At 67.5% G+C, this 14575-nt stretch carries 13 protein-coding genes and 1 pseudogene; 7 read left to right on the top strand and 7 right to left on the bottom strand.

Features of this window, described 5'->3' with window-relative positions; translation table 11 throughout:
• Positions 1-5: 5 nt before the first annotated feature.
• A pseudogene (locus HWY37_RS01865) lies at positions 6-152 on the top strand (EamA family transporter); the annotation flags it as partial.
• Between the two features lie 105 nt (positions 153-257).
• Here HWY37_RS01865 and HWY37_RS01860 read toward each other — a convergent pair.
• Positions 258-1382: an FUSC family protein gene (locus HWY37_RS01860; RefSeq protein WP_176087723.1), complete on the bottom strand. Its 1125-nt coding sequence runs from the start codon at positions 1380-1382 to the stop codon at positions 258-260.
• Positions 1383-1630: 248 nt separating this feature from the next.
• Between HWY37_RS01860 and HWY37_RS01855 the strand changes: the two genes are divergently transcribed.
• Complete coding sequence (locus tag HWY37_RS01855; RefSeq protein WP_176087722.1) at positions 1631-2647, top strand: amino acid ABC transporter substrate-binding protein; 1017 nt, start codon at positions 1631-1633, stop codon at positions 2645-2647.
• Positions 2648-2655: 8 nt separating this feature from the next.
• Here HWY37_RS01855 and HWY37_RS01850 read toward each other — a convergent pair whose 3' ends face one another.
• Positions 2656-3612 (bottom strand): LysR family transcriptional regulator, encoded by a 957-nt coding sequence (locus tag HWY37_RS01850; RefSeq protein WP_246302160.1) that lies wholly within the window; start codon positions 3610-3612, stop codon positions 2656-2658.
• A 180-nt stretch (positions 3613-3792) separates the two neighbouring features.
• On the opposite strand from HWY37_RS01850, the gene HWY37_RS01845 reads away from it, so the two are divergent.
• The 3 genes from HWY37_RS01845 to HWY37_RS01835 all read left to right on the top strand — a co-directional run bounded on the left by HWY37_RS01845 (position 3793) and on the right by HWY37_RS01835 (position 6668).
• Positions 3793-4767, top strand: a complete 975-nt coding sequence (locus tag HWY37_RS01845; protein ID WP_175207146.1) for a tripartite tricarboxylate transporter substrate binding protein — start codon at positions 3793-3795, stop codon at positions 4765-4767.
• Positions 4768-4778: 11 nt separating this feature from the next.
• Positions 4779-6224, top strand: coding sequence for a M81 family metallopeptidase (locus tag HWY37_RS01840; RefSeq protein ID WP_176087721.1), 1446 nt, complete (start codon positions 4779-4781; stop codon positions 6222-6224).
• 162 nt (positions 6225-6386) lie between these two features.
• Positions 6387-6668 (top strand): peptidylprolyl isomerase, encoded by a 282-nt coding sequence (locus HWY37_RS01835; RefSeq protein WP_173145302.1) that lies wholly within the window; start codon positions 6387-6389, stop codon positions 6666-6668.
• Between the two features lie 55 nt (positions 6669-6723).
• Here the strand turns inward: HWY37_RS01835 and HWY37_RS01830 are convergent, their stop codons facing one another.
• Entirely contained in the window at positions 6724-7629 is a 906-nt protein-coding gene (locus HWY37_RS01830) for a LysR family transcriptional regulator (protein ID WP_176087720.1), read from the bottom strand.
• Between the two features lie 156 nt (positions 7630-7785).
• Between HWY37_RS01830 and HWY37_RS01825 the strand changes: the two genes are divergently transcribed.
• Positions 7786-8763, top strand: coding sequence for a Bug family tripartite tricarboxylate transporter substrate binding protein (locus tag HWY37_RS01825; protein ID WP_176087719.1), 978 nt, complete (start codon positions 7786-7788; stop codon positions 8761-8763).
• Positions 8764-8781: 18 nt separating this feature from the next.
• The gene (locus HWY37_RS01820) at positions 8782-9987 is read left to right on the top strand and encodes an FAD-dependent monooxygenase (RefSeq protein ID WP_176087718.1); all 1206 of its coding nucleotides are present in this window, start codon (positions 8782-8784) and stop codon (positions 9985-9987) included.
• Between the two features lie 88 nt (positions 9988-10075).
• Here HWY37_RS01820 and HWY37_RS01815 read toward each other — a convergent pair whose 3' ends face one another.
• The 4 genes from HWY37_RS01815 to HWY37_RS01800 all read right to left on the bottom strand — a co-directional run bounded on the left by HWY37_RS01815 (position 10076) and on the right by HWY37_RS01800 (position 14400).
• Positions 10076-10816, bottom strand: a complete 741-nt coding sequence (locus HWY37_RS01815) for an ATP-binding cassette domain-containing protein (RefSeq protein ID WP_176087717.1) — start codon at positions 10814-10816, stop codon at positions 10076-10078.
• 12 nt (positions 10817-10828) lie between these two features.
• Positions 10829-11791, bottom strand: a complete 963-nt coding sequence (locus HWY37_RS01810; RefSeq protein WP_175207154.1) for a sugar ABC transporter substrate-binding protein — start codon at positions 11789-11791, stop codon at positions 10829-10831.
• 19 nt (positions 11792-11810) lie between these two features.
• Positions 11811-12752, bottom strand: coding sequence for an ABC transporter permease (locus HWY37_RS01805; protein ID WP_175207155.1), 942 nt, complete (start codon positions 12750-12752; stop codon positions 11811-11813).
• A 142-nt stretch (positions 12753-12894) separates the two neighbouring features.
• A complete protein-coding gene (locus tag HWY37_RS01800) occupies positions 12895-14400 on the bottom strand; it encodes a xylulokinase (RefSeq protein ID WP_176087716.1) in 1506 nt (501 codons plus the stop codon).
• Between the last annotated feature and the right edge of the window lie 175 nt (positions 14401-14575).

The raw sequence follows: 14575 nt of genomic DNA, 5'->3' as shown, positions 1-14575 counted from the left end.
GCGCCATGACACCCCGCCTGTTCGCGCTCACCCTGCTTGCCATGCTGGCCTTTGCCGGCAATTCGCTGCTGTGCCGCCTCGCGCTCAAGCAGACCGCGATCGATCCCGCCACCTTCGTCGCCATCCGCATCGGTTCCGGCGCCCTGTTCCTGGACGAGCCCGTGACCGGCATCCTGATGGCCTCCTCGGCGCTGATCCTGCTGGGCATCGCCCTGGTGGTACTGGCCAAGCGGCCTGCCTGAGCAGGCCGCGCATCCTCAATTCACCCGCTTGGGCAGCACCGCCCGCATCCAGCGCGACAGGCGCGGCCGGATGCGCTGGTTGTGCAGCAGCACCGCGCCCACGGCGCCTATGAAGGCGCCGACCACCGTGTCCAGGAAGCGCGCCTCGATCACGGCCGCGGGATAGCCCTGGCCCAGGTGCGGCGCCTCGGCCAGGAAGATGGTCAGCGGCGTGATCAGCACCACCGCGCTGGCGTAGTGGCGCACCACCAGCGTTTCTATGCCGAACGACAACGCCATCATCACCAGGCTCAGGGTCCATACGTTCAGCGGCAGACTGAGCAGGGCCCACGCCACGCACAGGCCCACGGCCGTGCCCAGGATGCGGTGCAGCTGGCGGTTCCAGGCCGCCATCAGGCTGGCCCCCTGGATGATGGCCAGGCAGCTCACGGGCACCCAGTAGGGGCGCGGCAACTGCAGCAGTTCAGCCACCAGCAGGGACACGCCCACGAACAGGCCGATGATCACGGAGTCGTAGACCACGAAATCGAACGTGGGCCTGGGCAACGCGGTTTCAGGCGGTGGCGGCGCGACCCGCGTCATGTGCAGGGAGTACACAAACGCCACCAGGCACGCGACCAGGCTGCCCAGGGCCACCATGCCGACGCGTGTGGGAATTTCTTCCACGCGCCCCGGCGTGTAGGCCGCGATCGCGGTCGCCATGATGTAGAACAGGCTGCCCGGCGGCCCCAGCCGGTAGCAACGGCAGACCATGTTCACCACCATGGCGATGAAGGTCAGCGCCACCAGCATGACCGCGGGCCAGAACTGCGTCAGCGCGCCCACGGCATAGCAGGCCACCATGCCGAAGGACGCCGCCAGCAACATCATCATGCGGTGCTGCAGCGAGGAATTGGGCAGGCTCAGGAACACCATGCCGCCCAGGCTGGACATCAGGCCGTAGTCCATGCGGCCAAAATAGGCGCCCACCAGCAGGGGCAGCCCGGAGGACAGGGCAGCAGCCAGGGGCATTTCCCAGGGACGGTCGCTGGCGTTGACCCGGATCAGTTCGCGCCAAATGCCCAGCAGCCGCGCCCGGGTCCAGGCGTATCCGCGCCAGGCAGCGGGGCCTCGCTCCGAGGGTTCTTGGTTCTTGTCCATGGATCGGTGTGGTGAGAAATTCCGCGCCCGGCCTCGCCGCATGACGATCCGGGCGCCTGCCCAGTATGGGCGATCGCCCCTGGACCGGCAATCCGGCCCCGGCCCTTACGGACGGAGACCGGACAAATTCCGCCCCACGGATTTAACGGGAATTCCCTGATTCTCCCCCCTGGTGCCGATGGCTACCATTCGCCGCACCTCAGCCTTCGGCTGATCGCCATACATGCGCCGGATGGCGCGGAGACATCATGAAAGCACTCAAACTGGCCGCGGCAGGCACTGCCTTATTCATTTCGTCCTGGACCGCCCATGCCGGCGTGACTTTCGATGCCGTCAAGAACAAGGGCTTCGTCCAATGCGGCGTGTCGACCGGCGTCGCCGGCTTCTCGGTGAACGACAGCAAGGGCGGCTGGATCGGCCTGGACGTGGACCTGTGCCGCGCGCTGGCCATCACCATGTTTGGCGACGCGTCCAAGGCCAAGATCATGGCCGTCAGCGCCTTGCAGCGCTTCACCGCCCTGCAATCCGGCGAAGTCGACGTGCTGCCGCGCAACACCACGCTGTCGCTGACCCGCGACACCACCTTGGGCCTGATCGGCGTCGGCGTGAACTACTACGACAGCCAGGGCATCATGGTGAACAAGTCCCTGAACGTGAAGAGCGCCAAGGAGCTGGACGGCGCCACGGTCTGCGTGCAGCCCGGCACCACCACCGAACTGAACCTGGCCGACTGGTTCCGCTCGCAGAACATCGCCTTCAAGCCCGTGGTCGTCGAACGCCTGGACGAGATCATCCGCGCCTTCGCGGTGGGCCGTTGCGATGCCTTCACCGGCGACAAGTCGCAGCTGGCCGCGGCGCGCAGCAATCTGGAGAATCCGGAAAAGTACGACATCCTGCCGGAGAACTTCTCCAAGGAGCCGCTGGGCCCCATGGTCCGCCAGGGCGACGAGCAATGGTTCAACGTGGTCCGCTGGACCATGTTCGCCATGCTGGAGGCCGAGGAATACGGCATCACCTCCAAGAACGTCGATGAAATGCTCAAGAGCACCAACCCCAACGTGCAACGACTGCTGGGCGTGACGCCGGGCATGGGCAAGAACCTGGGCGTGGACGACAAGTGGGCCTACAACATCATCAAGAACATCGGCAACTACGGCGAGAGCTTTGAGAAGAACCTGGGCCCCAGCAGCCCGCTGAAGCTGCCGCGCGGCCTGAACGCCTCTTATCGCGACGGCGGCCTGATGTACGGCTGGCCGGTGCGCTGAGCGGACTGCTACGCCTTGCCAGGCATCGCCCGCTGCGGCTTCGCGCCGAGGAACAGCGGCGATGCCTGGATCCGTTCCAGCATGCCCCGCGCCGCGCTTGTCAACGGCCGGTTGGCCCGCACGATCAGGCGCGTCTGCGCCGCCTCGAAGATGGGATTGGTGGTGCGCAGCGCCACCAGCTCGCCTCTTGCGACTTCCTTCACCACCGAATTCGCCGACGTGAAGGTCAGGCCCAGGCGGCTCTCCACATAGCGTTTCAGCGTCACCACCGAATTGGCGATGAAGCTGGGCGACAGCACGATGTTCTCCGACAGCTCCGCCATCTCGATCAACTGGCGCAGGCCGAAGCCCGGCCCCATCAGCGCCACCGGATAACGCGCCACGTCCTTCAGCGCCGGCCGCTTGCGCTGCCGCGCCAGCGGATGGTCCGGCCAGGCGATCACGCACAGCGGATGGTTACGCGTGTGGACCACGCGTATGCCCGGATCCGCCGGCGCGCCGAATACCACGCCGATGTGCGCATCGTCATGCACCACCGCGCGCACCGCGTCTGACGCGCCCGCCACCTTCAAGGACACGCGCACGCCCGGATGCTGCCGGCAGAACTCGTCCACCACGCCGCTCATCAGCAGGTCCACGAAGCCCTCGCTGGCGACGATCTGGATATCGCCGCGCTGCAGGCCGTTGACCTCGTCCAGCCGGGCGCGCAGGGCCTGCTCGCTGGCCTGGCGGTCGCGGCAATGGTCCATCACGATGGCGGCCATGTCCGTGGGCACGATGCCGCGGCCCTTGCGTTCCAGCAGCGCCACGCCCAGCTCGGTCTCCAGCAACTGGATCTGGCGGCTGACGATGGACGGCTCCACGCCCAGGCGCTCCGCCGCTCCGCGCACCGATCCGGTGGTGACCGCCTCGAAGAAGTACTGCAAGCGCCGCGCGCTCAAGCCCCCGTCCATTCCCACTCCCATTTCCACGATTTCCTTAAACCGTTGCCTTTTTGGCAACAAAATTCCCCTGAGCTTACATTGATTTACAGGGCCGCGATTGCGAATAATGCGCGTACTTTCAAATCCGCTCGGTTGCGGTCGAACGCTGCTAGCCAGCCTCGGCCGGCAATGCGAGGTAACGCCCATTTCGAGCCTTAAAGCATGAAACTCTTCGCTTCGATCCTCGCTGCCGCAACCCTGAGCGTATTCAGTCAACAGGCCGCCTTCGCCGCGCCGGACGCCGCCTACCCGAACAAGCCCGTCAAGGTCGTTGTCGGCTACGCGCCGGGCGGCTCGTCCGACGCCGTGGCCCGGCTGGTGGCCAGCCGCCTGTCGGAGAAGCTGGGCCAGACCTTCGTGGTCGAGAACCGCCCCGGCGCCGCCAGCAACATCGCCGCCACCACCGTGGCGCGCTCGCCCAACGACGGCTACACCATCCTGCTGGGCTCGAACGCCAGCACCATCAACGTGTCGCTGTACAAGGACCTGCCCTTCGATTTCCAGAAGGACTTCGCGCCCGTCGCGCTGCTGACCCGCTTCCCCAACATCATGGTGGTGAACAACACGGTGCCCGTGAAAACGGTGCAGGAGTTCATCAGCTACGCCAAGGCCAATCCCAAGGGCATCTTCTTCGCCTCGTCCGGCGCCGGCTCGTCGACCCGCCTGTCGGCCGAGCTGTTCAAGATGATGACGGGCGTGGAAATGGAGCACGTCCAGTACAAGGGCAGCGCGCCCGCCCTCACCGACCTGATGGCCGGCCGGATCCAGGTGATGTTCGACACCGCGCCTTCCGTCATGCCGCTGATCCAGGGCGGCAAGCTGCGCGCGCTGGGCGTCACCAGCGCCAACACCCAGCCTTTCGCGCCCGAGATCCCCACCATCGACGCCAGCGTCAAGGGCTACGAGATGACCTCCTGGTATGCGCTGTTCGCGCCCGCCGGCACGCCCGCGGACATCGTCGAAAAGCTGAACAAGGAAGTCAACGCGATCCTGGAAGAGAAGGACACCCAGGAGAAGCTCGCCGGCATGGTCGCCACGCCCGGCGGCGGCACGCCCGAGGAACTGCGCAAGCACGTCGCCTCCGAAATCACCAAGTACGCCGAAGTGGTCAAGGCCTCTGGCGCAACCGTGGACTAAGCCCTCGTACCATGCGCGTTTTCACCGGTTCGCTGTCCACGGAAACCAATACGTTCGCTCCGCTGCCCACCTCGCTGGATGACTTCGCCGACCGGGGCTATTACCCCGCTGGCACCCATCCACCCGAGATGACCATCTTCAGCGGACCTCTGTGGGCGGCGCGCCAGCGCGGCGCGCAACACGGCTGGACCGTGATCGAAGGCATGGCCGCCGGCGCCCAGCCCGGCGGCATCACGACCCGCCACGCCTACGAAACGCTGCGCGAGGAACTGCTGGAAGACCTGCGCATGGCCCTGCCCGTCGACATGGTGGTGCTGGGCCTGCATGGCGCCATGGTGGCCGACGGTTATGAAGACTGCGAAGGCGACCTGCTGGCGCGCATCCGCGCCATCGTCGGCCCGGATGTCGTCGTCGGCGCCGAACTCGATCCGCATTGCCACCTGTCGGATGCGATGGTCGGGAACGCCGACATGCTGGTCGCCTACAAGGAATACCCCCACACCGACATCCGCGAGCGGGCGCTGGAACTGGTGGACTTCTGCGCCGCCATCGTCGAACGCCGCATCGCGCCGGTGGCCGCCGTCGCCGACTGCGAAATGGTCGTCACCATCCGCACGCCGCAAGAACCGGCCCGCAGCTATATCGACCGCATCACCGCGCTGGAAGGCCAGAACGGCATCCTCTCCGTCTCCGTCGTGCACAGCTTCGCCTGGGGCGACGTGCCCGACATGGGCACCAAGCTGCTGGTCTACGCCGACGGCGACGCGCAGGCCGCCCAGGCGTTGGCACGGCAACTGGCCGACGAGCTGATCGGCATGCGCGAGGTCCTGACGCCCGCGTACCCGAAGCCCGACGAAGCCATAGACCTGGCGCTGGCCCATGACGCCACGCCCGTCGTCATCGCCGATGCCTCCGACAATCCCGGTGGCGGCGGCGCGGGCGACTCCACCTTCCTGCTGCGCCGCCTGCGCGAACGCGGCGTGCGCAACGCGGCAATAGGTCCCATGTGGGACCCCGTCGCCGTCCGCATCGCCTTCAGCGCCGGCGTGGGCGCGCGCCTGCCCTTGCGCATCGGCGGCAAGATCAGTCCGCTGTCGGGAGAGCCCGTGGACCTGATGTGCACGGTCAAGGCGCTGGTGCCGGACATGGTCATGACCGGGCTGTCAGGCTCGCCGGCCGTGGTCGGAAATTCCGCCCTGATCGAGGCCGACGGCATCGAAATCGTGCTGATCACGGTGCGCGCCCAGGCGCTGGATACGGATGTATTCACCCAGCTGGGATGCCAGCTGGAGGAAAAGGCGCTGATCGTGGTGAAGTCCGCGCAGCACTTCCAGGCTTCGTTTTCGAAGGTGGCGCGGCATGTGATTTATGCGGATGCGCCGGGGTCGGCGGCGTTGGACCTGAAAGGCCTGCAGTTTGAGCATATCCATAGGCCAAAGTGGCCCATGGATATGTGACAAAAAAGCCTGTTGCACAGGCGTCCAGGCATCTTGTATTGAAGGGATACACAACAGTCGCAAGCGCTTCATCATCCGCGAGTTACGCTAGCCATTCCAGCGCCAGTCCGCTGAATGCGTTACTCTCCCCCTCCCCAATTCAAGTCCGCAAGGAGCCATCAAATGGCACAAGCCTCCGCCCGTCACATCCTCGTCTCCACCGAAGCCAAGGCTAACGAACTGAAGACCGCCATCGAGAACGGTGCCGACTTCGCTCAGCTGGCCAAGGAAAACTCCAGCTGCCCGTCCTCGCGCGATGGTGGCAACCTGGGTTCCTTCGGCCCGGGCCAGATGGTCAAGGAATTCGACACCGTGGTGTTCAGCGCTCCGGTCGGCGTGGTCCAGGGTCCGGTGAAGACCCAGTTCGGTTATCACCTGGTTGAAGTGACCAGCCGCAAGGACTAAGTCCCGCCGCTGTATCCCAGGAAGGCCGCCGCCAGGCAACTGGCGGCGGCTTTTTTCATGGTTCGCTCGCCTGCGCCGCCGCCCGCAGGCAATCCACGAAGGCGGTCAGTCCGGCGCTGTCGCGGCGACCGCTGCGGGTGACGATGGCGTAGTCCAGGGCGACGCGGGGTGTGAGGGCCCTGAGCTGTACGCGCCAGCGCGTGCCGGTCAGCGCGGCGAACGAGGGCACGACGGCCTGGCCCAGGCCTGATTCGACCATGGCCAGGATGGTCTCCAGGTGGCTGTAGACGCGGCGCGGCGGAATGCCCGGGGTATCTGGCATGCGGGGGACGTGCCGGTCTATCAGCTGCTGGATGGGGTTGCCCGGAGGCAGCACGATGAGGCTGGCGGGGTCCAGGCGTTGCCAGGGCAAGGGTGCGCGGCGGGTCCGGGCGGCATGTTCGGCCGATTGGGCCAGCACCAGTTCGGCCGGGAACAGCCTGCGGCGGCGCAGGCCGGCCGTCTTCTGGAAGAAGGCGCCGAAGCCGGCGTCCAGGGTGCCATCTTCCACCCCCTGCTGGATCAGGCTGCGGTCCATATCGGCGACTTCGACGCGCCATTCCGGCTGCGCCTCGGAACAGGCGCGCAGCACCTGCGGCAGGATGCTGCTGGCGATGAGCGGGGTGACGCCCATGCGCAGCACGCGCGCCTGCGGCGTGTTGGCGGCGGCCAGTTGGCGCAGCGTACCGCCCAATTCTTCGACCATGCGCTGGGCGACGGGCAGCAGCGTTCGTCCCGCATCGGTGAGCAGCACGGCGCGGGTGCTGCGTTCGAACAGGCGGCTGCCTATGCTTTGTTCGAACTCGCGCACCATGGCGCTCAGGCCCGCCTGGGTCAGATGCAGTTGGGCCGCGGCCTTGGTGAAGCTGGCATGTTCGGCGACAGCCAGGAAGCCGCGCAGCTGGCGCAGGGAGAAATTCACGCTTGGGCTACCAGATAATTCATAAATATTCCTTGTTAATGAACAAGATAACGCAGTTTTACTTGTTTATCCGTTTGCGTTGCAATTGCGGAATACGCCGCCTTCCGTCCGGACAGGCCCAAAACAAAAGCGCAAATGCGCCTACAGGAGACAAGCATGTTCCGATTCCCTCTGCGAATTGCTTCGGCGTTCGCCATTGCGTGCGCGGCCCTCGTGCCCGTATCCGCCGTCCAGGCCGCGGGCTTCCCCGAGAAGCCGATCCGGCTGGTGGTGCCGTTTCCGCCGGGCGGCCCGACCGACACGAGCGCGCGCCTCTTCAGCAAGACCATGGCCGAACAGCTGGGCCAGCCGGTCATCGTGGAGAACCGCGCGGGCGCGGGCGGGTCGGTGGGCACCACGTCGGTGACGCGCGAGCAGCCCGATGGCTACACGCTGCTGTGGGGCGGCACCAGCAGCATGGTGGTAGCGCCGGCGCTCTATCCCAAGCTGGACTATGACCCCATCGCCTCCTTCACGCCCATCGGCATGGCGGTGCGCGGCCCGCTCATCCTGGTGAGCCGCCCCGCCCTGCCCAGCACGGACCTCAAGACGCTGCTCGACCTGGCGCGGCGCCAGCCGCTGACGGTGGCGTCGGCCGGCACGGGTTCGGTCGGCCATCTGACGGCCGAGCTGTTCGATCGCAGCGCGGACGTGGACATCCTGCACATTCCTTACCGCGGCGGCGCGCCTGCGCTGAGCGACGTGCTGGGCGGCCAGGTGGATCTGTTGTTCGACACGGTGACGCTGCTGTATCCGCAGATCGCGGCGCAGAAGCTGCGCGCCTATGCCGTGACCGGCGCACAGCGCTATCCGCAGCTGCCCGACGTGCCCACGGTGGCGGAAGTGCTGGGCAAGCCCTTCGAGGCTTATTCCTGGTTCGGCCTGATGGCCCCCGCCCACACGCCGCAGCCGGTGATCGACCGCCTGACCAAGGCGCTGGCTGCCGCGGCGCGCGATCCCGAGGTCAAGCGCCAGCTGGCCGACCTGGGCCTGGAGCCCGTGGGCGATACGCCGGAGCAGTTCGCGCAATCGATCCGCACGGACCTGGCCAAATGGACCCAGGTCGTGAAGCAAGCCGGCATCAAGCCTGACTAACCCATACTCACGCAGCATATGTCCCACAACGCCATCCCCCCATACCTCATCGCCGGCGCCGGCCTGGGCGGCCTGACCGCCGCGCTGGCCCTGCAGCGGCGCGGCCTGCGCGTGCGCGTGCTGGAGCAGGCGCACGAACTGCGCGAAGTCGGCGCGGGCATCCAGCTCAGCGCCAACGCCAACCGCGTGCTCTATCAACTGGGCCTGGAGGACGCCTTGATGGAAGTCGCGCGTCCCACGGCCGGCAAGCGTATCCGGCTGTGGTCCAGCGGACGGACCTGGCCGCTCTTCGACCTGGGCGCGGAATCCGTGGCCCGCTATGGCTATCCGTACCTGACCATCTATCGCGCCGACCTGCACCGGATCCTGGCGCAGGCGGTGCAGGCCAATGATCCGCAAGCCATCACGCTGGGCGCGAAGGTCGCTCAGTTCACCCAGGACGACACGGGCGTCACGGCCGTGCTGGCGTCGGGCGAGCGCATCGAAGGCGCGGCGCTCATCGGCGCCGACGGCGTGCACTCGCACGTACGCGCCGCGCTGTTTGGCGCCGATGCGGCAACGTTCTCCGGCACCGTCGCCTGGCGCGGCGTGATCCCGGCCGAGAAGCTGCCCGCGCATCTGCGCGAGCCCTATGCCTGCAACTGGGTGGGCCCGGGCGCGCACGTCATCCATTACCCGCTGCGACAGGGCAAGCTGGTGAACTTCGTGGGTATCCTGGAGCGCGACGACTGGCAGGTAGAGTCCTGGACCGAGCGCGGCAGCGTTGAAGAATGCGCGCGCGACTTCGCGGGCTGGCACGAGGACGTGCAGACGTTGATCCAGGCGCTGGACGAACCCTACAAATGGGCGCTGATGCTGCGCGAACCGCTGCCGGTATGGTCGCTGCGCCGCGTGACGCTGCTGGGCGACGCCTGCCATCCCACGCTGCCCATGCTGGCCTCGGGCGCGGCGATGGCGATCGAGGACGGCTATGTGCTGGCGCGCGCGCTGGAGGCGCATCCGGACGATATTCCGCTGGCCTTCAAGCGCTACGAAGCGGTGCGCGTGGAGCGGGCCTCGCGCGTGGTGCGCGGCTCGGCCGAAAACGCCCGGCGTTTCCACAACCCCGCGCTGGAGCACGCACAGGGCGCCGCCGACTACGTGGACCGCGAGTGGAACGAAGCGCGCGTGCGCGAACGCTATGAATGGCTGTTCAGCTACAACGCGGACGAAGCGCCGGTCTGAATCCGCCGTCATGTGAAAAAGGCCGCCGCCGGGTCTGTCCTGGCGACGGCCTTTTTCATGCGTCTGGCCCTTGAGGCCAAACGCGGCCCTACTCCTTGCCCGTCATCACCATATGCGCCAACGCATCCGCGTCCAGCCCGGCGACGTCGCGCTCGATGACCTTGATCCCGCTCTTCAGGATCGCGACCCGGTCCGCCAGCGCCACCACGTCGGCCATGTTGTGGCTGATGAGGATCACGGTGCGTCCTTCCTCGCGCAGCTTGCGCACCAGGTTCAGCACCAGCGCGGTTTCCTTGACGCCTAGGGCGGCGGTGGGCTCGTCCATGATGACGACGCGGGCGTCCCAGCGCAGCGCGCGGGCGATGGCGACCGCCTGGCGCTGGCCGCCGGACATGCGCTCCACCGGCCGTTCCATGTCCTCGATGGGTACGGACAGGCGCTGCAGGTAGCCGCGGGCGTCCAGGGCCATGCGGCGCTTGTCCAGGATGCTGAGCGGGCCCACGCGGCGCACCAGCTCCGCGCCCATGAAGATGTTCTCCCAGATCGACAGGCGCGGGGCCAAGGCCAGGTCCTGGTAGATGGTGGCGATGCCTTGCACCAGAGCGTCATGGGGCGAGCCGAACACGACCGGCTTGCCGTTCAGGCTGAGCGCGCCGGCGCTGGGCTCCTGCGCGCCGGAGATGATGCGGATCAGCGTGGACTTGCCCGCGCCGTTGTCGCCGCAGATGGCCATGACCTTGCCCTGGGGCACGTCCAGGTCCACGCCCTTCAGGGCTTCGACGGCGCCATAGGATTTCTTGATCTGGCGTAGCGACAACGCGGCGGTCATGGCTGCTGGCTCTTACTTGGCGGGTTGCAGGAATTTCTGGACGTTGCTGGCGTCGACCAGGACGGAGTCCATGAACAGGTAGGGACCGGCGACGACGGTTTCCTTGGGCTCCTTCTTGACCACGATGCGGTCGATGGAGTCGATGGCCTTGGCGCCCATCTGCTCGAAGGGAATCATCATGGTGGCGGTGACCAGGCTGTTGGAATCGGCGATGCGACGGTAGGTTTCCGGACTGCCGTCGACGGACACCAGGGTGATGTCGCCCTTCTTCAGGCCCTGGGCCTGCAGCAGATCGTCGATGACATAGGCCTGGCCGTCGAACGAGGCCCAGACGCCCTTGAACTGGCCCTGGTGGCGCAGGAACAGGGCCTGCATGCCGTTGCGCACATCGTCGCGCCAGCTCTGGGTGCGGGCCATGCTGAACTTGGCCAGGTCCTTGACCGCCGTGTTCTCGCTCAACACCGAGTCCAGCATCTTGCCGCGGATGCGGGTGCCGGAGTTGCCGTCGAAACGGGCGGACAGGATGTTGCCCTGGTAGCCCATCTTGCCCAGCAGGTACAGCACGGACTGCGCGCCGGTGGCGTATTCGTTGACTTCCACGTCGAACAGCATGTGCGGGCTGGCGCCGGACATCACGCCGACCACGGGGATGCCCTTTTCCTTGGCGGCCTGCAGCTGGGCGTCGGTTTCGACCGGCTTGCCCATGGCGATGACGATGGCGTCGACCTTCTTGTTGACCAGGGTGTCGAGCTGTTCGGCCAGCTTGGGCAGCGAGCCTTCGGCGTTCAGCTGGGTGACGGTCCAGCCCTTGGCGCGAGCGGCTTCGGCGGCCGCGTTGGCGACGCGCGCATGGGTTTCCGAAGACATCTGGAATGCGACGACGCCCACGTCGAAGGCGTGCGCGGCGGCGCCCAGGGCCAGCGCCTGCACGGAAAACGCGGCCAACAGCAGATTGCGCAGCAAGGATTTACGCATGGTTCTCTTCCCCTTCCGATCAGAATTTGAAAGCCGCTTTCTTCAGCACGGCCGATGACACCGCGACGGATGCGATGATGATGAAGCCCAGGACGATGTCCTGCACGTAATATGGCGCGCCCATCAGGACCAGGCCGTTGCCCAGCACCTTGAGGATCAGCGCGGCCACCAGCGTGCCCGGAATGTTGGCGTGGCCGGGATTGAACATGGTCATGCCCAGCAGCACCGCCGCGATCGCGTACAGGAAGTAGTCGCCGGCCATGTTGGGCGCGGCGGACGACAGGCTGGACGTCAGCAGGACGGCAGCCAGGCCCGCGCACAGGCCGGACAGGGCCAGGCCGATGCTCTTCATGGCGCGGATATTGATGCCGGCCAGCCGCGCGGATTCGCCGGCCTCTCCGGTGGCCGTCATGCGGGCGCCGGTGCGGGTCCACTTGACCAGGAAGAACGCAAACAGGACCGCGCCCAGCATCCACAGCACCAGGGCGGGGATGCCGAAGGGCTTGCCGCGCGCCAGGTCCGTGAACGCGGCGGGCCAGCGGCCCACATAGGACACGCCGTCGGTCAGCATGAAGGCGAAGCCGCGCGCCATGGCCGCCATGCCCAGGGTCGCGATCAGCGAGGGCACGCGCAACCGCGTGACGGCGATGCCGTTCACCAGCCCGCAAAGCAGGCCCACGCCCAGGCCGGCGCCGATGGCCAGGAGCACCGGCTGGCCGGTATGCACCAGGGCGCCGGTGACGACCGCCGCCAGGCTGGCGACGTCGGCCACGGACAGGTCCAGTTCGGCCGTCACCAGCGCCAGCGTGAAGCCGATGGCGATGATGGCCAGGAAGCTGGTTTCCTTGGCGATATTCAGAAGATTGTTGGGCGCCGCGAAATTCGGGGCCGCCAATGCGAAGAAGCCCACCAGGACCAATCCCGCGATTGCGGTGCCGTACTTTTCCAGGATGCCGCGCATCGACTCAACCCTTGCTGCGTATGATTATTGTGCGGGCGCACTCGTCGCCCCTGTGCCGCGCGCCTGCCCGGCCTCGATGGCGTCGTAGTTTATACCCGGGTGCGCCGGGCAGGAACGCCGGATGGCGCTGCGGCGCCCGGCCTCAGCCCATGTGGATGCCGGCCAGCGCGCGCGACACGGGTGCCAGCGCATCCTCGGCCGCGCGGAACTGGCCGTACATGCGGCGATAGGCGTGGGCCCGTTCGGCCTGGGGCTCATAGCGTTGCGCCACGCGCACCAGGGCATCCTGGGCCGCGGCAAAGCTGCCGTAGCGCCCCAGGCCCGTCCATGCGGCGACGGCCGCGCCCAGCACGCCAGGCTGCTCGGCCTGGCCGACAACCAGAGGGCGTTCGCAGATGTCCGCCTTGACCTGGCACCACTGGGCGTTGGACGCCGCGCCGCCGCCGAAGCGGATTTCGCCCACGGGGCTGCCGAGCGCGCTTTCGGCGCGTTCCAGCACGATGCGGTTGAGGAAGGCCACGCCTTCCAGCACGGCCCAGGCCAGGTCGCCGGGGCCATGGCGGCGGTTCAGGCCGAGGAAAGCGCCGCGCAGATGCGGATCCCAGTAAGGCACGCGCTCGCCCTGCAGATAAGGCAGGAACAGCGCCGGCTGCGGATCGCGCGGCGCGTCCAGCAAGGCGTCCATGGCCTCGCCCACGCCGGCCATGCCTTCGTCGCCCAGGCGGCCCAGCAAGGGCAGCAGCCACGCCACCGTGTCCGCGCCGTTCTGGCCCGGCCCGCCGATCTGGTGGTGGCCGCCGCCCCAGTCCACGGTCATCAGGCCTTGCGCCTGCACCGGCTCGGCGCCCACCGCGCCGAAGACCTCGGTGGTTCCGGAGATGTTGTAGGCATAGCCCGGCCGCAACGCGCCCAGACCAGCCACGGCCGCCCAGGTGTCGTTGGCGCAAGCCACCACCGGGCGTCCCGACAGCCGCGCCAGCGCGCCCGGCAAGCCGGCCTGCGCCGGCCCGACCACGTCCAGCGGATCGAGCAAGGGCGGCACCCAGGCCGGATCGGCGCCCGCCGCCGTCAACAGGTCGGCGCAGCCGGGCGCGGGCGCCGCAGCCGCCGCCAGCCGCGCCATCGACACCGTGTCGCTGGCGGCGCGCCCGGTCAGGCGGAAATTCAGGTAGTCCTTGGGTTCCAGCACGTGCCGCACGCGGGCCGCATGCTGCGGCTCGGCGCGCAGCAGCCAGGCCAGGCGCGCCCAGGGATGGAAGGCGTTGATCTGCGCATGTTCGGGATGGGGCGCCGGCATGGACGCGAGCCACGCGCCCACGTCCGCCGCCGCGCGCGTATCGCGCCAGGTGATCGCGGGCCGGATCGCGGCGCCTTGCGCGTCGATGAAAACCTGCGTGCGCGTGACGCCGCAGATCGCAATGGCCTCCACCGCGTCGAATGCGGCCCCGGCCTGCGCGGACAGCGCGTCCGCCAGGGATTGCAGGCCGCGCCACCAGGCATCGGCGTCGATCTCGTCCCAGCCCGGATGTTGCGCCGGCGCGGCGCCCGGACTGTCGATGAAACTCGCGTGCGCGATGGCGCCGCGCGCGTCCACCAACGCGGCGCGAAAGCGCGTGCCGCCCAGATCCACCGCCAGTACGTAGCTCATGCGGACACCTGCGTCAGGCGGATCAGGCCGCGCCCGGGCTGCATGGCCCGCAGCGGGCGGAAGGTCGGAATATCAAGCATGGGGAGGCGATTTCGGCGTAATCGGATAGCCATCGGAACGGGCGTTCCGGCTTAGGGAAATTGTAGTCCAGCCAGGGTTCCGATGCAGTGCGCGC

Origin of the sequence: Achromobacter anxifer (genome assembly GCF_903652925.1) — a bacterium.
GTDB classification, from domain to species: Bacteria; Pseudomonadota; Gammaproteobacteria; order Burkholderiales; family Burkholderiaceae_B; genus Achromobacter; species Achromobacter anxifer.
Note: the sequence above shows the minus strand (reverse complement) of the source record. Positions and strands in the feature narration are given on the sequence as shown.